The 18863-nt window shown below is 71.3% G+C and carries 18 protein-coding genes; 14 read left to right on the top strand and 4 right to left on the bottom strand.

Translation table 11 applies throughout. The features are described from left to right. Positions 1 to 44 precede the first annotated feature (44 nt). The 3 genes from pheS (at position 45) to GGQ83_RS05320 (ending at position 4973) form a co-directional block, all read left to right on the top strand. Positions 45 to 1121, top strand: coding sequence for a phenylalanine--tRNA ligase subunit alpha (gene pheS, locus GGQ83_RS05310; protein ID WP_184382590.1), 1077 nt, complete (start codon positions 45 to 47; stop codon positions 1119 to 1121). A 190-nt stretch (positions 1122 to 1311) separates the two neighbouring features. Next, complete coding sequence (gene pheT / locus GGQ83_RS05315; RefSeq protein WP_184382592.1) at positions 1312 to 3783, top strand: phenylalanine--tRNA ligase subunit beta; 2472 nt, start codon at positions 1312 to 1314, stop codon at positions 3781 to 3783. After that, complete coding sequence (locus GGQ83_RS05320) at positions 3780 to 4973, top strand: MFS transporter (RefSeq protein ID WP_184382594.1); 1194 nt, start codon at positions 3780 to 3782, stop codon at positions 4971 to 4973. Before pheT ends, GGQ83_RS05320 begins: the two co-directional genes overlap by 4 nt. Here GGQ83_RS05320 and GGQ83_RS05325 read toward each other — a convergent pair. Further along, positions 4970 to 5356: a RidA family protein gene (locus GGQ83_RS05325; RefSeq protein ID WP_184382595.1), complete on the bottom strand. Its 387-nt coding sequence runs from the start codon at positions 5354 to 5356 to the stop codon at positions 4970 to 4972. The genes GGQ83_RS05320 and GGQ83_RS05325 overlap by 4 nt on opposite strands. A gap of 147 nt (positions 5357 to 5503) precedes the next feature. Between GGQ83_RS05325 and lepA the strand changes: the two genes are divergently transcribed. The 5 genes from lepA to GGQ83_RS05350 all read left to right on the top strand — a co-directional run bounded on the left by lepA (position 5504) and on the right by GGQ83_RS05350 (position 10175). Next, positions 5504 to 7309 (top strand): translation elongation factor 4, encoded by a 1806-nt coding sequence (lepA, locus tag GGQ83_RS05330; protein ID WP_184382596.1) that lies wholly within the window; start codon positions 5504 to 5506, stop codon positions 7307 to 7309. A gap of 287 nt (positions 7310 to 7596) precedes the next feature. Continuing rightward, positions 7597 to 8538, top strand: a complete 942-nt coding sequence (gene fabD, locus GGQ83_RS05335; RefSeq protein ID WP_184382598.1) for an ACP S-malonyltransferase — start codon at positions 7597 to 7599, stop codon at positions 8536 to 8538. Between the two features lies 1 nt (position 8539). Beyond that, entirely contained in the window at positions 8540 to 8980 is a 441-nt protein-coding gene (locus GGQ83_RS05340) for a GNAT family N-acetyltransferase (RefSeq protein ID WP_184382599.1), read from the top strand. Continuing rightward, positions 8967 to 9704, top strand: a complete 738-nt coding sequence (fabG, locus tag GGQ83_RS05345; RefSeq protein WP_184382601.1) for a 3-oxoacyl-[acyl-carrier-protein] reductase — start codon at positions 8967 to 8969, stop codon at positions 9702 to 9704. The genes GGQ83_RS05340 and fabG overlap by 14 nt, the downstream gene beginning before the upstream one ends. A 21-nt stretch (positions 9705 to 9725) precedes the next feature. Beyond that, on the top strand, positions 9726 to 10175 hold the full coding sequence (locus GGQ83_RS05350; protein WP_184382602.1) for an RrF2 family transcriptional regulator: 450 nt from the start codon (positions 9726 to 9728) through the stop codon (positions 10173 to 10175). A 51-nt stretch (positions 10176 to 10226) separates the two neighbouring features. On the opposite strand, the gene GGQ83_RS05355 is transcribed toward GGQ83_RS05350, so the two are convergent. After that, positions 10227 to 11282, bottom strand: coding sequence for a sulfite oxidase (locus GGQ83_RS05355; RefSeq protein ID WP_184382604.1), 1056 nt, complete (start codon positions 11280 to 11282; stop codon positions 10227 to 10229). A 98-nt stretch (positions 11283 to 11380) separates the two neighbouring features. Next, positions 11381 to 11920, bottom strand: a complete 540-nt coding sequence (gene phaR / locus GGQ83_RS05360) for a polyhydroxyalkanoate synthesis repressor PhaR (protein ID WP_184382605.1) — start codon at positions 11918 to 11920, stop codon at positions 11381 to 11383. A gap of 410 nt (positions 11921 to 12330) precedes the next feature. Here phaR and GGQ83_RS05365 point away from each other — a divergent pair, with 410 nt between their 5' ends. Then, entirely contained in the window at positions 12331 to 13458 is a 1128-nt protein-coding gene (locus GGQ83_RS05365) for an alpha/beta fold hydrolase (protein WP_242535002.1), read from the top strand. A gap of 1 nt (position 13459) precedes the next feature. Here GGQ83_RS05365 and GGQ83_RS05370 read toward each other — a convergent pair whose 3' ends face one another. After that, positions 13460 to 14044 carry a hypothetical protein gene (locus GGQ83_RS05370; RefSeq protein WP_184382607.1) on the bottom strand — a complete coding sequence of 195 codons (585 nt, stop codon included), beginning with the start codon at positions 14042 to 14044 and terminating at the stop codon, positions 13460 to 13462. A 169-nt stretch (positions 14045 to 14213) separates the two neighbouring features. On the opposite strand from GGQ83_RS05370, the gene GGQ83_RS05375 reads away from it, so the two are divergent. The 5 genes from GGQ83_RS05375 (at position 14214) to GGQ83_RS05390 (ending at position 18803) form a co-directional block, all read left to right on the top strand. Next, complete coding sequence (locus GGQ83_RS05375; protein ID WP_184382609.1) at positions 14214 to 15389, top strand: acetyl-CoA C-acetyltransferase; 1176 nt, start codon at positions 14214 to 14216, stop codon at positions 15387 to 15389. A gap of 353 nt (positions 15390 to 15742) precedes the next feature. After that, on the top strand, positions 15743 to 16726 hold the full coding sequence (locus tag GGQ83_RS05380) for a Bug family tripartite tricarboxylate transporter substrate binding protein (protein ID WP_184382611.1): 984 nt from the start codon (positions 15743 to 15745) through the stop codon (positions 16724 to 16726). Positions 16727 to 16851: 125 nt separating this feature from the next. Then, the gene (locus GGQ83_RS05385; RefSeq protein ID WP_311727425.1) at positions 16852 to 18312 is read left to right on the top strand and encodes an FAD-binding protein; all 1461 of its coding nucleotides are present in this window, start codon (positions 16852 to 16854) and stop codon (positions 18310 to 18312) included. Continuing rightward, positions 18313 to 18477 carry a hypothetical protein gene (locus GGQ83_RS19930; protein ID WP_207018080.1) on the top strand — a complete coding sequence of 55 codons (165 nt, stop codon included), beginning with the start codon at positions 18313 to 18315 and terminating at the stop codon, positions 18475 to 18477. Further along, complete coding sequence (locus GGQ83_RS05390; RefSeq protein ID WP_184382613.1) at positions 18477 to 18803, top strand: 2Fe-2S iron-sulfur cluster-binding protein; 327 nt, start codon at positions 18477 to 18479, stop codon at positions 18801 to 18803. The genes GGQ83_RS19930 and GGQ83_RS05390 overlap by 1 nt, the downstream gene beginning before the upstream one ends. Positions 18804 to 18863 lie beyond the last annotated feature (60 nt).

Consider the following 18863-nt stretch of genomic DNA (forward strand, 5'->3'; position numbering starts at 1 on the left):
GCGCAAGCGTGGGCGGCCCTTTTTCATGTTTCGGGACCATTGTCATGTCGGATGACCTCGCCGAACTCGCCACCCGGACCGAGGCGGAGCTTGCCGCCGCCGCCGATTTGCGCGCGCTGGAGGCGGTGCGCGTGGCCACGCTGGGCAAGGCGGGCGCGCTGACCGGGCTGCTCAAGACGCTGGGCGCCCTGCCGCCCGAGGAGCGCAAGGCGCGCGGGGCGGCCGTGAACGCGCTCAAGACGCGGCTGGAAGCGGCCATCGAGGCGCGCCGGGCCGTGCTGGAAGCGGCCGCGCTGGACGCCCGCCTGGCCGCAGAGCGCCTGGACGTGACGCTGCCGCCGCGGCCCTTCGCGCCGGGTGGGAAGGGGGGCATCCACCCCATCTCCCGCACCATCGAGGAACTCACCGCCATCTTCGGCGCCATGGGTTTCCGCGTGGTGGAAGGCCCGGACATCGAGGGCGACTGGTACAATTTCGCGGCGCTCAACATCCCCGACCACCATCCTGCGCGGCAGGAGCAGGACACGTTCTACTTGCCCGGTGAAACCGACGGGCGCCGGACGGTCCTGCGGACGCAGACCAGCCCGCTGCAAATCCGCACCATGATCGGGCAGGCGCCGCCCATCCGCATCATCGCGCCCGGCCGCACCTACCGCGCCGACCATGACGCGACGCACAGCCCCATGTTCCACCAGGTGGAGGGGCTGGTGATTGATCGCGGCATCACGCTCGGCCACCTCAAGGGCTGCCTGACGGATTTCCTGCGCGCCTTCTTCGGGATTTCCGACCTGCCGGTGCGCTTCCGCAGCAGCTACTTCCCCTTCACCGAGCCCTCGATGGAGGTGGACATCGGCTGGAACCGCAAGACGGGCGAACTCGGCGCGGGGACGGATTGGCTGGAAATCCTGGGCAGCGGCATGGTGCATCCGCGCGTGCTGGCCAATTGCGGGCTGGATGCGCGCGAGTGGCAGGGCTTCGCCTTCGGCATGGGCATCGAGCGCATCACGATGCTGAAGCACGGCATGGCCGACCTCAGGCCGTTTTTCGAGGGCGATACGAGATGGCTGAGCCACTACGGCACGAACCCTCTTTCTCCCGCCAACCTGCACGAGGGCGTGTAGCCATGCGCCACAACGCAAAATCCGGCCGCACGGCGGCCGGCGCCGCAAGCGTGTTCTTCCCGCCCTCAAGCGCCGGGCGCGCGCATCCGCGCGCTTGGCTTCGCCGCGCCACTGGCGCACCTGCGGTCACGCTCGGTCGGGCGGCGGCGGCCGCTGTGCGGCCGCATTCCTCAGGGGCATCGCTGATCCCATGAAGTTCCCGCTTTCCTGGCTGCGCGAACACCTCGCCACCACCGCCACCCTGGACGAGATCACCACCACCCTTTCCGCCATCGGCATCGAGGTGGAGGGCGTGGAGGACCGTGGCGCCGCACTCGCCCATTTCCGCATCGCGCGCGTGATCGAAGCGGCACCCCACCCCAATGCCGACCGCCTGCGCGCGCTGCGCGTGGATGTGGGCGATCGGCGTGAGCTTTCCGTCGTCTGCGGCGCGCCCAACGCGCGCACCGGCATGGTGGGGGTCGCGGCCCTGCCTGGCGCCTTCATCCCCGGCACCGGCATCACGCTCAAGGCCGGCGAAATCCGCGGCGTGAAGAGCGAGGCCATGATGCTCTCCGCCCGCGAGATGGGGCTGGGCGAGGACCATGACGGCATCGTGGACCTGCCGCCCGACGCGCCGGTGGGCAGCAGCTACGTCGCCTGGGCCGGGCTCGACGACCCCATCATCGAGGTGAAGGTCACGCCCAACCGCGGCGATGCGCTTTCCGTGCGCGGCGTGGCGCGCGACCTGGCGGCGGCCGGCCTCGGCACGCTGCACCCGCGCGTGCCGCCCGCCATCACCCCCGCCTACGAAACCCCGCTGCGCTGGACCATCGAGGACCCGCGCGCCTGCATCTGGGTGCTGGGGCGCGCCGTGCGCGGCGTGAAGAACGGCCCCAGCCCGCAATGGCTGCAGGACCGGCTGCGCGCCATCGGCCTCAGGCCCATCTCGGCGCTGGTGGACATCACGAACTTCTTCACCTTCGACATCGGCCGCCCGCTGCACGTGTTCGACGTGGCGAAGGTGAAGGGCGGCACGCTCGCCATGCGGATGGCGCGCGAGGGCGAGGAACTGGCCGCCCTCAACGGCAAGACCTACACGCTCACGCCCGAGGACGGCGTCATCGCCGACGCGGCGGGGGCCGAGGCGCTGGGCGGCATCGTGGGCGGCGAGCCTTCGGGCTGCGACGAGACCACCACCGAATGCTTCATCGAATGCGCGCTGTTCGACCCGGTGCGCGTGGCGCTGTCGGGCCGGCGGCACAATGTCTTCACCGATGCCCGTGCGCGGTTCGAGCGCGGCATTGACCCTTCGCTGCTGCCCTCCGCGCTGGACGCGGCCACGGCCATGATCATGGAACTCTGCGGCGGCGAGCCCAGCACGGTCAGCGAAGCCGGCACGCCCCCGGCCTGGGAACGCAACGCCACGCTGCGGCTGGAACGCCTGGCCGGGCTGGGCGGCCTCGACCTCCCGCTCGACGAGGCGGTGACGCGGCTGACGCGCCTCGGCTTCGTGCTGCAATCGGCGGATGACGCGGCGATCACGGTCGCGGTGCCGCCCTGGCGCAACGACATCGCGGCCGCCATCCATCTCGACCAGGACCCGGGCCTCGACGCCACCCGCGCGGCTACCGCCGCCGAGGGCTGCGCCGCGGTGGAAGCCGAATGCGACCTGGTGGAGGAGGTGCTGCGCCTGGGCGGGCTGGATGCCGTGCCGGCCGTCTCGCTGCCCGTGGCCTCGCCCGTGCCCGCGCCCTCGCTGGACGCGAAGCAGGGCAGGGCGGCGCTGGCACGGCGCCTGCTGGCGGCACGGGGCCTGCAGGAATGCGTGACCTATGGCTTCATCGAGCATCGCATCGTCGCGATGTTCGGGGAAACGCCCGAGGCGCTGCGCCTGGAAAACCCCATCGCCTCGGACCTCGACCAGATGCGGCCCACGCCGCTCGCCTCGCTCGCTCTGGCCGCCGCGCGCAACGCGGCGCGGGGCTTGCCGGATGTGGCGCTGTGCGAGCTGGGCGGCGGCTATCGCGACACCACGCCCGCCGGGCAGATGGCCATGGCGGTGGGCCTGCGCGCCGGCCGCACGCCCGCCAACTGGGCCGCGCCGGCACGGGACCTCGACGCGTTGGACGCCAAGGGCGACGTGATGGCGCTGCTGGAGGCGCTGGGCGTGCCCATGGCGGCCCTCCAGACCACCACCGACGCGCCGGGGCATTACCACCCGGGCCGCTCGGGCGTGCTGCGGCAGGGGCCCAAGACCGTCCTGGCGCAGTTCGGGCAGCTTCACCCCAGGCTCTGCGAGGCGCTGGACCTGCCGCGCGCCACGGTGGGCTTCGAGCTGTTCCTGGATGCCATCCCCGAGCCGAAGCGGCGGAAGAAGTCGGCGCCGGAGCTTTCGGCCCTCCAGCCCGTGCGGCGTGACTTCGCCTTCCTGCTGGACGCGAGCGTGCCGGCCGAGAAACTGCTGCGCGCGGCCCAGGGCGCGGAACGCGCGCTGATCAGCGAGGTCACGCTGTTCGACCGCTATGCCGGGCCGAACCTGCCCGAGGGCAAGGTGAGCCTCGCCATCGAGGTCACGCTCCAGCCGCGCGACAAGACCCTGACCGACGCCGAGATCGAGGCCGTGGCCCAGAAGGTGGTGGCGGCGGTGGCGAAGGCCACGGGCGCGACGCTCAGGGGATGAAGGCGCGGAACCTCACCTTGCTGGCGCTGGCGATCATGCTGGCGCCGGCGGTGTGGTTCGCGGGCGCGGCCACGGTGCCGCCCTTGCTCGCCTCCGGCGCCATCACGGGGGCGCAGGCGGGCTGGCTGACGGCGGCGGTGCAGCTGGGCTTCGTGGCGGGCACGCTGGTTTCGGCGTTGCTGTCATTGGCGGACCGCCTGCCGGCGCGGCGGCTGTTCCTGGCGTCCGCCCTGCTGGCGGGCGCGGCCACGGCGGCCCAGGCCTTCCTGCCGCCGGCCGGATGGGCCGCCTATGGGCTGCGCTTCGTGGCGGGGGCGGCCATGGCGGGCGTCTATCCGGTGGGGATGAAGCTCGCTTCGGGTTGGGCGCAAGGCGATCTCGGGCTGCTCATCGGCATCGTGGTGGGGGCGCTGACGCTGGGTTCGGCGGCACCCCATGCGCTGCCGGCGCTGCTGGGCGGGCTGGACCCGCTGGCGGTCTATGTGGCCTCGGGCGCGCTGGCCGCACTCGGCGGGCTGCTGGTGCTGCCCTTCCGGGAGGGCCCGAACCAGGCCAATCGCCCGCCCTTCAACCCGCGCGCCGCGCTGCTGGCCTTCACCGACCGGCGGCTGCGCCTGGCCAATGCGGGCTACCTTGGCCACATGTGGGAACTCTACGCGATGTGGGCCTGGGTGGGGCTGTTCCTGGCGGGGCAGGGGCTGCCCGGCGATGCGGGCGTCTGGACCACGCTGGTGGTGGGCGCCGGCGCCATCGGCTGCGTGGGGCTGGGCGCGTTGGCCGACCGCTTCAACCGGGCGCGGATGGCCGCACTCGCCATGCTGGTCAGCGGCACCTGCGCCCTGCTGGCGGGCAGCACGGCGGGGCTCTTCCTGCCGCTGACGCTGGTGCTGGTCTTCGTGTGGGGCATCTTCGTGGTGGCGGATTCGGCGCAGTTCAGCGCCTGCACCAGCCTCTGCGCCCCGCCCGAACTGGTCGGCACCATGCTGACGGTGCAGACCTGCCTCGGTTTCCTGCTGACCGTGCCGGTCATCCAGATGATGGCCTGGGCCGTGCCGGCGCTGGGCTGGGGCGGGGGGTTCGCGGTGCTGGCGGCGGGGCCGCTGCTCGGGGCCTTGGCCATGCTGCGGCTGGCGCCGCTGCTGCCGTCTGCTGTTCCGGCGCGCAGCCGCCACACCAACCCTGCGCGCTAGCCCTCTCCCAAGTAGACCGTGGCATCAATCTCCACCAGGCAATCGGGCGAGCCCAGCCCGGCCACGATGCAGGACACGCGATGCGGCGGGTCTTCCGCGAAATTGGCGAAATAGACCTCGTTCATCGGCGCCCAGTGCTCGCGGCCCGTCACATAGACGGTGCATTTCACCACGTCGGCCAGGGTGCCGCCCGCTTCCTCGATCAGGGCGCGGATGTTGTCGATGCATTGCTGGGTCTGGGCGCGGGCGTCGCCCACCGCATACTTCCCATCGCGGTTCGAGCCCACGCAGCAGACGAACATGAAGCCCCCCGCGACCGTGGCCTGGGCGAAGGGCAGGCGGGACTTGAACACCTTGTCGGAGGTGATGGCGCGCTTGGGCATGGAGCTCTCCGGTTGCGGGAAGGGGCCAGCTTCGCCGCCACGGGCCGCTTCGTCACCTCCGCGCTTTGACTTCCCGCCCGTCTGGCCTATGTCCATCCCGAACCCACCGCGCCCGGCATCATCCGGGCGCCGCCAGACCGGGCCCCCATGACCGATACCCCGCTGAACCGCATTCGTAACTTCTCCATCGTGGCGCACATCGACCACGGCAAGTCCACGCTCGCCGACCGGCTGATCCAGTCCACCGGCACCGTGGCGCTGCGCGACATGAAGGAACAGATGCTCGACAGCATGGACATCGAGCGCGAGCGCGGCATCACCATCAAGGCGCAGACCGTCCGCATCCACTACAAGGCGAATGATGGCGAGACCTATGTGCTGAACCTCATGGACACGCCGGGCCATGTGGACTTCGCCTATGAGGTGTCGCGCAGCCTGGCCGCCTGCGAGGGCTCGCTGCTGGTGGTGGACGCTTCCCAGGGTGTCGAGGCGCAGACGCTGGCCAATGTGTATCAGGCCATTGATGCGAACCACGAGATCGTGCCGGTCCTGAACAAGATCGACCTGCCGGCGGCCGAGCCCGCGCGCGTGAAGCAGCAGATCGAGGACGTGATCGGCCTCGACGCCAGCGAGGCGGTGGAGATTTCCGCCAAGACCGGCCTCAACATCGAGGGCGTGCTGGAGGCCATCGTCACGCGCCTGCCCGCGCCCACCGGCGATGCCAAGGCGCCGACCAAGGCGCTGCTGGTGGACAGCTGGTATGACAGCTACCTCGGCGTCGTCATCCTGGTGCGGATCAAGGACGGGCACCTGAAGAAGGGGCAGAAGATCCGCATGATGTCCAATGGCGCCACCTACACGGTGGACCAGGTGGGCGTCTTCACGCCCAAGATGGTGCCGGTGGACAGCCTCGGCCCGGGCGAGATGGGCTTCCTGACGGCGGCCATGAAGACCGTGGCCGACACCAAGGTGGGCGACACCATCACCGATGACCGCACCCCCGCGGCGGCGGCGCTGCCCGGCTTCAAGGACAGCATCCCGGTGGTGTGGTGCGGCCTCTACCCCGTGGACGCCGACGATTTCGACAAGCTGCGCGATGCGCTGGGCAAGCTGCGCCTGAACGACAGCAGCTTCCACTATGAGCAGGAAACCTCGCTGGCGCTGGGCCTCGGCTATCGCTGCGGCTTCCTGGGGCTGCTGCACCTGGAGATCATCCAGGAACGCCTCTCGCGCGAGTTCAACCTGGAACTCATCGCGACCGCGCCCAGCGTGGTCTACAAGCTGCGGATGAATGACGGCGTGGTGGAGGAACTCCACAACCCCGCCGACATGCCCGACCCGACCCGCATCGCGGCCATCGAGGAGCCCTGGATCAAGGCGACCGTCTTCGTGCCCGACGAGCATCTCGGCGCCATCCTGACCCTGTGCAACGAGCGCCGCGGCCAGCAGGTGGAACTGACCTATGTCGGCACCCGCGCCATGGCGGTCTATCGCCTGCCGCTGAACGAGGTGGTGTTCGACTTCTACGACCGCCTGAAGTCCGTCAGCCGGGGCTATGCCAGCTTCGACTACGTGATGGACGGCTACGCCGAGAGCGACCTCGTGAAGATCAGCATTCTCGTGAACAACGAGCCGGTGGATGCGCTGTCCTTCATGGCGCACCGGAGTGCGGCCGACAAACGCGGCCGCCAGATCTGCGAGAAGCTGAAGGAACTGATTCCCCGCCAGCTCTTCAAGATTCCCATCCAGGCGGCCATCGGCGGGCGCGTGATCGCGCGCGAGACCATCAGCGCCCTGTCCAAGGATGTGACGGCCAAGTGCTATGGCGGCGACATCAGCAGAAAGCGCAAGCTGTTGGACAAGCAGAAGGAAGGCAAGAAGAAGATGCGCCAGTTCGGGAAGGTCGAAATCCCGCAGAGCGCCTTCATCGCCGCCCTGAAGATGGATGCGTGACCCCGCGCGATCGCCGCAGGGCACAAGCCCGGAGGCGTCAATCGCTCGGGCAGCCCCCGCGCGATCGCCGCAGGGCGCAAGCCCGGAGGCGTGAATCGCTCGGGCAGCCCCCGCGCGATCGCCGCAGGGCACAAGCCCGGAGGCGTGAATCGCTCGGGCAGCCCCCGCGCGATCGCCGCAGGGCGTAGGCGCGGGCGCGTGACGCGCGGGGCCGTCTGGCCAGATTAACCCGTTGACAGGCGCGCGCGGCGGGGCAATGGCAATTCCGCCAAACGCACGGAACAAAAATGTCACTCGCCTTCGTCTTCCCCGGCCAGGGCAGCCAGGCCCCGGGCATGGGCCGCGACCTGGCCGATGCCTTCCCCATCGCCCGCCACACCTTCCAGGAGGTGGATGACGCGCTGAGCCAGCGCCTCTCCCGCCTCATCTTCGAGGGGCCGGCCGAGGAACTCACCCTCACCGCCAATGCCCAGCCAGCGCTGATGGCCGTCTCGCTCGCCGTGGTGCGGGTGCTGGCGACCGAGGCGGGCTTCGACCTGGGCCGGCGCGTGGCGCTGGTGGCCGGGCATTCCCTGGGCGAATACAGCGCGCTGACCGCGGCCGGCAGCTTCGACCTGCCCACCGCCGCCCGCCTGCTGCGCGTGCGCGGCGATGCCATGCAGCAGGCCGTGGCCCCCGGCGAGGGCGCCATGGCCGCCCTGCTGGGTGCCGAGGCCGAGCAGGCGCGGGCCATCTGCGCCGAGGCCGCGCAAGGCGAGGTGGTCGAGGTCGCCAACGACAATGGCGGCGGCCAGGTGGTCATCTCCGGCGCGAAGGCCGCCGTGGAACGCGCCATCGAGGCCGCGAAGGCCGCCGGCATCAAGCGCGCCATGCTGCTGCCCGTCTCCGCCCCCTTCCACTGCGCCATGATGGCCCCGGCGGCCGAGGTGATGGCCGATGCGCTGTCCAAGGCCCGCATGGTGCACCCCGCCGTGCCCGTGGTGGCGAACGTGACCGCCGCGCCGGTCAGCGACCCCGAGGCCATCCGCGAATTGCTGGTGCGCCAGGTGACGGGTACGGTGCGCTGGCGCGAATGCGTGGCCGCCATGGCCGCCGCCGGCTGCACCCGCTTCGTCGAGATCGGCGCGGGCAAGGTGCTGACCGGGCTGATGAAGCGCAACGCGCCGGAGGCCAGCGCCATGGCCGTCAGCACGCCCGCCGACATCGAAGCCTTCGCGAAGACGCTCTGAGATGCGCATCGTTCTCTCCGAGGCGGAACAGACGCCGCTGGAAGACGTGCTGGTGGCCGGCTTCGCGTCCTACAACGGCCCCTTCATCGGCCCGCATGGCTACAAGCCGCTGCGGCTGATGGTCTTCCGCGACGGAGAGGACGTGCCCGCCGGCGGCATCCACGGGTATTGCTACGCCGCCTGGCTGCACGTCCTGATGTTCTGGCTGCCCGAGGACCTCCGCCGCGACGGCCTCGGCGCGCAACTGCTGCGCCGCATGGAGGAGGAGGCCCGCGCGCGCGGCTGCGTCGGCGCCTATCTCGACACGCTCAGCTTCCAGGCGCGGCCCTTCTACGAGAAGCAGGGCTACACCCTCTTCGGCACCCTGCCCGACAATCCGCCGGGCCATTCGCGCTACTTCATGATGAAACGCCTCGACGGAGAGACGCATGTTCCAGCTTGACGGCAAGATCGCCCTCGTCACCGGCGCCAGCTCGGGCATCGGGGTGGGCATTGCCCGCGCGCTGCACGCCCAGGGCGCCCATGTGGTGCTGACCGGGCGGCGCGAGGCGGAACTGAAGGCCGTGGCCGACGAACTGGGCGACCGCGCCAGCGTCATGCCGGCCGACCTCGCCGACCCCGCCGCCCCCGCCGCGCTGGTGGAGGGCATCGAGGCCGCGCAGGGCAAGCTCGACATCCTCGTCAACAATGCCGGCTTCACGCGCGACATGCTGGCGCTGCGGATGGGCGACGAGGACTGGAACGCCGTGCTGGAGGTGGACCTCAACGCCCCCTTCCGCCTGGCGCGCGCGGCTCTGCGCGGCATGATGAAGCGGCGCACCGGGCGCATCGTCTCCATCGCCTCCATCGTGGGCGTGACGGGCAATGCGGGCCAGGCGAACTACGCCGCGGCCAAGGCGGGCCTCATCGGCATGAGCAAGGCGCTGGCGCAGGAGGTGGCGCCACGGGGTGTCACGGTGAACGTGGTCGCCCCCGGCTTCGTCGCCACGCCCATGACCGACAAGCTGAACGAGACGCAGAAGACCACCCTGCTCTCGCGCATCCCGCTGGCCCGCATGGGCGAGGCGAAGGACGTGGCCTCCGCCGTGGTCTATCTGGCGTCCGACGAGGCCGGCTGGGTCACGGGGACGACGGTGCATGTGAATGGCGGCATGCTGATGGTCTGACGACCAGGAAGGGGCGCGTCCATGCTGACCCAGCGGGCGAAATACGGGCTGCGCGCCCTGTGCATCCTGGCGGCCGACGACACGGGGCGGCCCATCCTGCCCATCCATGAACTGGCCGAGCGCGGGCACATCCCGCAGAAATTCCTGGAAGCCATCCTGCTGGACCTGCGGCGCCACGGCTTCGTGAACAGCCGGCGCGGCAAGGCGGGCGGCTATGCGCTGGCGCGCGCGGCGGCCGAGATCCCGGTCTCGGACATCATCCGCGCGCTGGATGGGCCGCTCGCCCCCATCCCCTGCGCGAGCCTGACGGCCTACCAGCCCTGCATGGACTGCCCCGACCCGCCGAGTTGCGAAATCCGCCGCCTGATGCGCCAGGTGCGCGACGCGACGGCGCGCATCCTGGACGGCACCAGCCTTGCGCAGTTGGCGGCCGAGGGCGAGGCGGCGGTGTGTCAGCCTGCCGCAACCTGACCGGCGCAGCGGGCCTTCAGCCCGCCACCCTTTTCCTGGCGCAGCGGGCTTTCAGCCCGCCACGACCCCCCCCACCCGCTGCACCGCATTGTTGAGGTAGCCGCGGGGGTTCCAGGGCGGGTCCATGGGCTGGGTCTTGCCCGCCATGTCGGTGGCGCGCGCCAGCAGCGTCACGGGGCCCGGGGGCACGGCCAGCTCCGTCGTGAAGCGCCGCCAGGCCCAGGGCGAGGCCCCAGGCTCCAGCCGCGCCGGGTGCCAGGTGCCGCCGCCATCGGCCGAGACCTCCACCTTCGCCAGCGGCACATGGCCGCTCCAGGCGAAGCCGCGCACCGCCACGGGGCCGGGGGTGGAAAAACCCTCCAGCGGCGCGGTGATCAGGCTCTTCACCGGCATGTCGGTGATGACGTCGAACTCGGTGCCGGCGGGGTCCTGGCCGGGGCGGAGCGGGTGGCGCGGCATGCGGTAGTCCAGGCCGGTCATCTTCGCGCCGTCATGCTCGCGGTCCAGCACGACGATCTCACGCAGCCATTTCTGCCAGGCCGAGCCGGGAAAGCCGGGTGCCACGATGCGCAGCGGTGCCCCATGCAGCGCGCTCAGCGGCGCGCCATTCATCCCGAAGGCGATCAGCGTCTCGGGCGAGAGCGCCTTGGCCAGCGGCAGCCCGCGCGACAGCGCCTCCACGCCCGGCTTGCCGATCACATGGTCGGGGCTGCGGAAGCCCACATAGACGGCGCGGGGCGAGACGCCGGCGGCCTCCAGCACATCGGCCAACCGCACGCCCGTCCAGCGCGCGCAGCCCACGGCGCCCGGGCCCCAGGGCTGCCCGTCCACGGCGGGGGTGATGGCGCTGCGGTTGTTGCCCGCGCATTCCAGCACGGAGACGATCTCGACGGTCGGGAAGCGGGCGCGCAGCGCCTCGGGCGTCAGGGCCAGCTCGCGCGCGACGAGGCCGGTGACGGAAAGCGTCCAGCCCGGCAGGTTGTCCGGCACCGTGCCGTTGTTGCGGGTAAAGAGGATGTCGGCGGGGGTGAGCATGGCATCGAGCGCGGAGACGGGAGGCTCGATATTCACCGGCTCGGCCGCCACGGGGGGCAGGCTGTCAGGCATGGAACTCTCCCTGTGTCTGGTGAAGGGGAGATTAACGGTGCTGGCGTCCTGGCGTCGATATAATTCCTACTGAGTTGATGGACATTCGGGCGGCCCGGTCAGACCTTGGCCTTGAGCTTGCCCAGCTCCTCCTTGAGCTTCGCGTTCTCGGCCTTGAGCGCCTCGACCTCGCTGCGGCCCTGGAAGGGGCTGAACAGATTCATCGCGCGTTCCATCATGGCGATGTTGCGGCTGCTGATCTCCTCCAGCGTGAAGGGGCGGAAGGCCTCCTGCACGCCGCGGCGCATCTCCTCCTGCTGGCGCGCGAAGCCCTGCATGGTCATTTCCAGGTAGCGCGGCACCACGCCCTGCAGGCTGTCGCCATAGAAGCCGATGAGCTGGCGCAGGAAGCTCTCGGGCAGCAGGTGGCTGCCCTTCGCCTCCTCCTCCACGATGATCTGCGTCAGCACGCCGCGGGTGATGTCGTCGCCCGATTTCGCGTCATAGACCACGAAGTCCCGGCCCTGGCGGACCATCTGCGCCAGGTCGTCCAGCGTGACGTAGCTGCTGCTTTCCGTGTTGTAGAGCCGCCGGTTCGCATACTTCTTCACCACCACAGGGGGTTTTGACGGCTTGCTGGCGGCGCTCTCGTCGGACATGTGACGTTCCCCATTCGGGCTTTGTTGCGGCCGCAACTCTAGCACGCGCGGCCCGGGATGCGATAAGTCTCTGCCGCCCCTGGCTTGTGCGCCGGCTGGAGCGTTAAAGGCATGGATGGAGCCGCCCGACCCACTCGACCAGCTTGCCGCCGACTGGATCTCCCTCTGGGAGAGCGAGGTCACGGCGCTGGCCCAGGACACCGAGCTGGCCGAGGCCTGGGCCGCGGGCATCGCCCTCATGGCCGCCTTCTGGCGGGCGCAAGCCGCGACCGCGGCCGCCTGGCCCCCGCGTGAACGGCCCGCACAGCCCGAGGCGCCGCGGCCCGCGCCCCCTGCCACTGCACCTGCTGCTGAGCCAGGCCCGGGGGCTGAGCGCGCTGATGATGCCACCGCCCTCCGCGCAAGGCTCGATGAGCTGGAACGCCGCCTGGCCTCGATCGAGGGAGGGAAGGGCGGAGGCGGCGCGGATCGGCCGCGCGCTCGACGCGCTGCGCCAAGGCGGAAACCCTCTCGCGGGTGAACAGTTCCGCGCCGCGGTGCTGCGGCGGCTGTGGCGGGCGGATGCGGCGCTGCTGAAGGGGCTGGCCGCCTATCGCCGCCACCCGCACCAGCGCGGGCTGGAGGAGCCGCCGGTGATCTGGCGCGAGGGTGCGGCCCGGCTGCTGGATTATGGCGGCCCAGGGGGGCGGGGTGGCCCGCCCGTGCTGTTCGTGCCCTCGCTCGTGAACCGCGCCCATGTGCTGGACCTGGACGAGGGCGCCTCCTTCCTGCGCTTCCTGCGCGCCCAGGGCGTCCGGCCGCTGCTGCTGGATTGGGGCTGGCCGGGCCCGCTGGAACGCCGCTTCACCCTGACGGACCACATCGCCGGTCGCCTCGAACGCGCCCTGCTGGCGGCGCCCGAAGGCGTGGTCCTGGCCGGCTATTGCATGGGCGGGCTGCTGGCGCTGGCCGCCGCGCTGCGCCAGCCCGCGCGGGTGCGGGCGCTGGCGCTGCTGGCCACGCCCTGGGATTTCCATGTGGACCCGGGCGCTGCGCGGTTGGCGAAGCTGCTGCCGGGGCTGGAGCCGGTGATGGAGGCCACGGGCACGGTGCCGGTGGACGCGCTGCAGGCCATGTTCGCCCTGCTGGACCCCTATGGTGTCGCGGAAAAATTCCGTGCCTTCGGGCGCCTGGACCCGGCCAGCCCGCGCGCCCGCCGCTTCGTGGCGCTGGAGGACTGGCTGAATGATGGCGTGCCGCTCGCCGCCCCCGTGGCGCGCGAGACCATCGGCGGCTGGTATGGCGCCAACACGCCCGCGCGCGGCGAATGGGCGGTGGCGGGGCTGCCGGTGGCGCCGGGCGAATGGCGCAAGCCCGCCTTCCTCGCCATCCCGGCGCGGGACCGCATCGTGCCGCCCGCTTCGGCCGGGGCGCTGGCGGGCGCGATGCCGGGTGCCGTGGTGCATGAGGCCGCATCCGGGCATATCGGCATGGTGGCCGGGCAGGGGGCGGAGGCGGCGCTGTGGCGGCCTTTCCTCGACTGGCTGCGCGGGGCGTGAGTCAGGCCGCAGTGGCGCGGGACCGTTGCACGCGGTAGGGCGAAGGGTCCTGGATGCGCACGCCATCCGGGTTGGCCGCGCTGTATTCGAAGACCGGCCCTTCCCAGGCGCCGAAATCGATCGGGCCGTCATCGTGGTGGTAATACTGCGTGTCCCGCGCCGCGATGACCCGCGCGCCCGTGGTGACCGCCAGATAGCCGCAGAAGCGCCGCCCATCGCCCCAGGTGCCGGCATTCTCGCGATAGGTGTCGGCCGGCGCGCAGGCGAAGAGAACGATCTCGTCCACCAGCCCGTTCCAGGCGCGGGCCAGTGTGTAGTTGAAGAGGTTCAGCCCCTCCATGCCGAGCTGCAGCCCGAAGCCGCCATGGGCGGTGGGGGTGCAGACCTGGCCGCCGATGCTCCAATTCGCCTCGAAGCCATGGCAGAGGATGTGCAGCTTCGCGAGCCGCCGCGACTGCCGGGCCCGCCGCGCGGTGGTCTCGACGATGGTCCGGATGGGGGAGTTGGCCGTGACCTGGTAGACATAGTTGTACCAGGCGGGTGTGGAGCCGATCAGGCGGCGGTCGTGGATCACCATCGAGGCCATGACGGAGCCCTCGGGAGAACGTTACGGTCGCAGCTTACGGCTTCGCACGTCCCGAATTCCAGCTTTTTCGCGGACGGGCGAAACCTCCCCTCCCCCGGGAATTCGGCGTGATACCGTTGCACCGCACCCGGCGAAGCGCGACATTGCGGGCAACCGAGGAGACACCCCCATGACCGGTATCGTCATCGCTTCCGCCGCGCGCACCCCTGTCGGCGCCTTCAATGGCGCCCTTGCGGGGGTGGCCGCGCATGACCTGGGCAAGGTCGCCATCGAGGCCGCGCTGTCGCGCGCCGGCATCACGGGCGCCGATGTGGACGAGGTGATCCTCGGCCAGATCCTGCAGGCCGGCGCCGGGCAGAACCCTGCGCGCCAGGCCGCGGTGAACGCCGGCATTCCGGTGGAGCGCACCGCCTTCGGCATCAACCAGCTCTGCGGCTCCGGCCTGCGGGCGGTGGCGCTGGCGGCGCAGCAGATCGCGACGGGGGATGCCACCATCGTCGTCGCCGGCGGGCAGGAGAGCATGTCCCAGGCGCCGCACGCGGCCAACATGCGCGGCGGCACCAAGATGGGCAGCCTGGAGCTGGTGGACACCATGCTCAAGGACGGGCTGTGGGATGCCTTCCACGGTTACCACATGGGCAACACCGCCGAGAACGTGGCCCAGAAGTTCCAACTGACGCGCCAGGAGCAGGACGAATTCGCCTACAACAGCCAGCGCAAGGCGGGCGAGGCGATGAAGGCCGGCCGCTTCAAGGACGAGATCGCCCCCGTCACCGTCAAGACCCGCAAGGGCGAGGTGGTGGTGAGCGAGGACGAATACCCGAAGCCCGACACCTCCATGGAGGTGCTGGGCAAGCTGCGCGCCGCATTCGCCAAGGATGGCACCGTCACCGCCGGCAATGCCTCCGGCATCAATGACGGCGCGGCCGCGCTGGTGGTGATGAGCGCCGAGGAAGCGAAGAAGCGCGGCATCACGCCCATGGCGCGCATCGTCTCCTGGGCCACGGCGGGGGTGGACCCGTCCATCATGGGCACGGGGCCCATCCCGGCCTCGCGCAAGGCGTTGCAGAAGGCGGGCTGGACGGTGGCGGACCTCGATTTGATCGAGGCCAACGAGGCCTTCGCGGCGCAGGCCTGCGCGGTGAACAAGGACCTCGGCTGGGACACGTCCAAGGTGAACGTGAATGGCGGGGCGATCGCGCTGGGGCACCCGATCGGCGCGAGCGGTGCGCGCGTGCTGACCACGCTGCTGTTCGAGATGCAGCGGCGCGATGCGAAGAAGGGCCTGGCGACGCTGTGCATCGGCGGCGGGATGGGTGTCGCGATGTGCGTCGAGCGCGACTAGCGCTCGCGGACGAAGGCGAGCGCGACTAGCGCTCGCGGATGAAGGCGAGCGCGACTAGCGCTCGCGGACGAAGGCGAGCGCGATTAGCGATCGCGGACGAAGGGAAGCGGATTGAGCTGACCGGCGGGTGGGGCGGCGCGGGTCGGGCCGCCTTACCATCTTACTACCTTACCATCTTACCGGGCGGGGGCAGCCGGCCCGCGCGGAACGCCCTCGGCAGATGCATGATATGGCACGAAGTGGCTGAAAAGTCCAGGGAAACCGCGCCCCGCCTTGCCACCCGGCGCGACCAACCCTAACTTCCTCCATGAGGGGAGACAGCACCGTCACGGCAACCATGACCTGGAGGCCGCATGATCCGCTTGTCCCGCCGCACCCTCGCCCGCACCGCCTTGGCCGCGCCGCTGCTCGCCGCCCCCGCCCTCGGCGCCGCGCAGGGCTTTCCCACGGGCGCCATCCGCCTTGTCGTCCCCTATCCGCCGGGCGGCATCACCGATGTGCTGGCGCGTGGCGTGGCCGGGCCCATGTCGGCCTTCCTCGGCAATTCGGTGGTGGTGGAGAACCGGCCTGGCGCCAATGGCAGCATCGGCGCCAATGCCGTGGCCCGCGCCACGCCCGATGGCACCACCCTGCTGGTGGGCGTGACGGACACCCATGCGGTGAACCCCGCCGCCATGCGCAACCTGCCCTATGACGCCAACCGGGACTTCCTGCCCGTCTCGCTCATCACCCGCGTGCCGCTGGCCGTCGCGGTCGGGCCGACGCAGTCGGGTGTGGCCGACCTCGCGGCCTTCATCGCCGCGGCCAAGGCGCGGCCGGGCGGGCTGACCCATTCGAGCTGGGGCGTGGGCAGCGTGTCGCAGATCGCGATGCTGCGCATCGGCCTCGCCGCCGGCTTCGAGCTGCTGCACGTGCCCTTCACCGGGGCGGCGCCGGCGCTGACCGCGCTGGGCGCGGGCCAGGTGGACAGCATGGTGCTGCCGGCCGGTGCGGCCGAGGCCTTCGCGCGCGACGGCCGCGTGCGGGTGCTGGCCGTCCTTTCGCCCGAGCGCCTCGCGTTGCTCCCCAATGTGCCCACGCTGCGCCAGCAGGGGGTGGACCTCTCGGTCAGCATCCTCCAGGCGGTCTTCGCGCCGGCCCGCACGCCCGCCCCCGTGGTGGCGCGGCTGAACGCGGCCATGGTCGAGGCCATGAAGGCCCCCTCCATGCTGGAAATCCTGCGCCTGCAGGCCTCGGCACCCGAAGCCGGCCCGCCCGAGGCGCTGGGCGAACTCGTCCGCACCGAGCAGGAGGCCTGGGGCAGCGTGGTGCGTGGCGCCGGCATCCGGCTGGATTGACGCGAGGGGCGCGCGGCGCCTCCAATCCAGCGCCTCCAATCCAGCGCCTCCAAACCCAGCGCTTCCAATCCCTGGCGCCCTGAAGGAGCCGAGCCATCACCCATCTGGAAACGGACGTCCTCATCATCGGCGCGGGCGGGGCGGGCATGTATGCCGCCATCGAGGCGGCGCGGCACGGTGCGGGCCGCGTGCTGCTGCTGGACCGCAGCTTGATCGGGCGCGGCGGCGCCACCGTCATGGCGCAGATGACCGTCGCCGCCTCGGTCGGCCCCGGCGACACGCCCGGCTTCCACCTGGCCGACACGCTGGCCGCCGGGCGTGGGCTCTGCGACGAGGCGCTCTCCGCCCTGCTCTGCGAGGAGGGGCGCGACTGCATCCTGGAGATGGATGCCTGGAAGGTGGGCTGGGCGCGCGCGGGCAACGGCTTCGCCCAGGTGCAGGCGCCGGGGCACGACCGGCCGCGCTGCGTCTATGTGGACTTCCTCAACACCGGGCCCGCCGTCTCGCGCACGCTGCGCGCGCAGGTGCAGCGCGTGGGCGACGCCATCCGCCGCGTGGGCGAGTTGGCCGTGACGGACCTGGTGGTGCAGGGCGGCGAGGTGACGGGGGCGGTAGCGCTGGACGTGGCGCGCGGCGGGGTTGTCACCATCGCGGCCGGTGCGACCATCATCGCGACCGGCGGCCTCACGCGGCTCTACGCCCGCAACAGCGCCAGCGCCAACATGTCGGGCGATGGCTATGCGCTGGCGCTGCGGGCCGGGGCGCGGCTGATGGACATGGAATTCGTGCAGTTCTTCCCCATCGGGCATTTGGCCCCGCGGCTGGTGGGAATGGACCCCATCATGTGGGACCCCTTCCGCTACAAGCTGGGCGGGCGGCTGCTGAACGCGGCGGGCGAGGAATTCACCGAACGCTGGGGCGGCGGCGTGGAGGCGGGCGGCTACACCGTCACGCGCGACCTCGCCACCTATGCCATCACGAAGGAGGTGGAGGCCGGGCGCGGCTCGCCCCATGGCGGCGCCTGGCTGAGCTTTTCGCATCTGCCGGCAGCCACGCTGCGCGCGGCCTTCGGGCCCGTGATCGACAAGCTGGCCGCGAACGGCATTGATCTGACGCGCGATGCCGTCGAGGTCTCGCCCATCGCGCACTACCACATGGGCGGCGTGCGCGTGGACACGCGGATGCGGACCGGCGTGCCGCGCCTGCTGGCGGCGGGCGAGGCGGTGGGCGGGGCCAATGGGGCGAACCGCCTTTCGGGCAATGCCATCACCGAGGCCTTCGCGTTCGGCCGCGTGGCGGGGCGGGAGGCGGCGCGGATCGCGGCGGCGGGGGCGCCGCGCGGCTTCGACGCGGGTTCGGCCACGGCGCTGCTCTCGTCGTCCGGCCCCGCGCGCAACACGGCGGCGCTGGTGGCGCGCTTGCAGGCGGTGATGGCGCGGGATGTGGGGCCCTTCCGCACGGCTTCGGGGCTGGCGCGGGCGGCCTCCGTCCTGGCCGAACTCCGCGCCGAGCTGGGCGAGGCCCCGCCGGGTGCGCCTGGCGCGGCACATGACCTGGCGCGGCTGGACTGGCTCGACCTGCGGTAGATGCTGCTGGTGGCGGATTGCGTGGTGACGGCGGCCATGGCGCGCACCGAAAGCCGCGGCGCGCATCAGCGCGAGGATTTCCCCGGTCTGGACGAGGGCTGGCGGCGCAACCAGTGCCTGCGCCTGCCGGAGGGTGCCGCCGCGCCCGTGCTGGAGGCCGCGTGATGCGGGCGCGGTTGCTGATCCAGCGCGGCGCCCCGGGCGAGGCCCCGCGCGAGGAGGAATTCGCGCTGGAGTTCGAGCCGGGCGAGAGCGTGCTGGACGGTCTGCGCCGCCTGCGGGTGGAGCAGGATGCGACGCTGGCCTTCCGCTATGCCTGCCTGAACGCCAATGCCTGCAAGGAGTGCATGATGCTGCTGGATGGCCGCGTCATCTATGCCTGCACGGCGCGGCTGGAGGCGCGGGAGATGCGCCTGGCGCCCCTGGGGAACAAGGCGCTGCTGCGCGACCTCGCCACCGAGATCGCGCCGCCGGATGAGCGGTTGGGGTAGCGTCCGATCGTCCCTGGCGCAGCCAGGGGCGTGGATCGGCCGCGCGGCTAGCCTCCGGCC

Source organism: Roseococcus suduntuyensis (assembly GCF_014196305.1).
In the GTDB taxonomy this organism is placed as follows: Bacteria; Pseudomonadota; Alphaproteobacteria; order Acetobacterales; family Acetobacteraceae; genus Roseococcus; species Roseococcus suduntuyensis.

What these genes read in the sequence shown, in the direction of transcription:
- GGQ83_RS05370 (WP_184382607.1), bottom strand. Translation starts at nt 14,044, where the DNA reads ATGGCCTCGATGGTGATCCACGACCGCCGCCTGATCGGCTCCACACCC.
- GGQ83_RS05355 (WP_184382604.1), bottom strand. Translation starts at nt 11,282, where the DNA reads ATGCCTGACAGCCTGCCCCCCGTGGCGGCCGAGCCGGTGAATATCGAG.
- lepA (WP_184382596.1), top strand. Translation starts at nt 5,504, where the DNA reads ATGACCGATACCCCGCTGAACCGCATTCGTAACTTCTCCATCGTGGCG.
- fabD (WP_184382598.1), top strand. Translation starts at nt 7,597, where the DNA reads ATGTCACTCGCCTTCGTCTTCCCCGGCCAGGGCAGCCAGGCCCCGGGC.
- GGQ83_RS05375 (WP_184382609.1), top strand. Translation starts at nt 14,214, where the DNA reads ATGACCGGTATCGTCATCGCTTCCGCCGCGCGCACCCCTGTCGGCGCC.
- fabG (WP_184382601.1), top strand. Translation starts at nt 8,967, where the DNA reads ATGTTCCAGCTTGACGGCAAGATCGCCCTCGTCACCGGCGCCAGCTCG.
- pheS (WP_184382590.1), top strand. Translation starts at nt 45, where the DNA reads ATGTCGGATGACCTCGCCGAACTCGCCACCCGGACCGAGGCGGAGCTT.
- GGQ83_RS19930 (WP_207018080.1), top strand. Translation starts at nt 18,313, where the DNA reads ATGCTGCTGGTGGCGGATTGCGTGGTGACGGCGGCCATGGCGCGCACC.
- GGQ83_RS05340 (WP_184382599.1), top strand. Translation starts at nt 8,540, where the DNA reads ATGCGCATCGTTCTCTCCGAGGCGGAACAGACGCCGCTGGAAGACGTG.
- GGQ83_RS05390 (WP_184382613.1), top strand. Translation starts at nt 18,477, where the DNA reads ATGCGGGCGCGGTTGCTGATCCAGCGCGGCGCCCCGGGCGAGGCCCCG.
- pheT (WP_184382592.1), top strand. Translation starts at nt 1,312, where the DNA reads ATGAAGTTCCCGCTTTCCTGGCTGCGCGAACACCTCGCCACCACCGCC.
- GGQ83_RS05320 (WP_184382594.1), top strand. Translation starts at nt 3,780, where the DNA reads ATGAAGGCGCGGAACCTCACCTTGCTGGCGCTGGCGATCATGCTGGCG.
- phaR (WP_184382605.1), bottom strand. Translation starts at nt 11,920, where the DNA reads ATGTCCGACGAGAGCGCCGCCAGCAAGCCGTCAAAACCCCCTGTGGTG.
- GGQ83_RS05350 (WP_184382602.1), top strand. Translation starts at nt 9,726, where the DNA reads ATGCTGACCCAGCGGGCGAAATACGGGCTGCGCGCCCTGTGCATCCTG.
- GGQ83_RS05365 (WP_242535002.1), top strand. Translation starts at nt 12,331, where the DNA reads ATGAGCTGGAACGCCGCCTGGCCTCGATCGAGGGAGGGAAGGGCGGAG.
- GGQ83_RS05325 (WP_184382595.1), bottom strand. Translation starts at nt 5,356, where the DNA reads ATGCCCAAGCGCGCCATCACCTCCGACAAGGTGTTCAAGTCCCGCCTG.
- GGQ83_RS05380 (WP_184382611.1), top strand. Translation starts at nt 15,743, where the DNA reads ATGATCCGCTTGTCCCGCCGCACCCTCGCCCGCACCGCCTTGGCCGCG.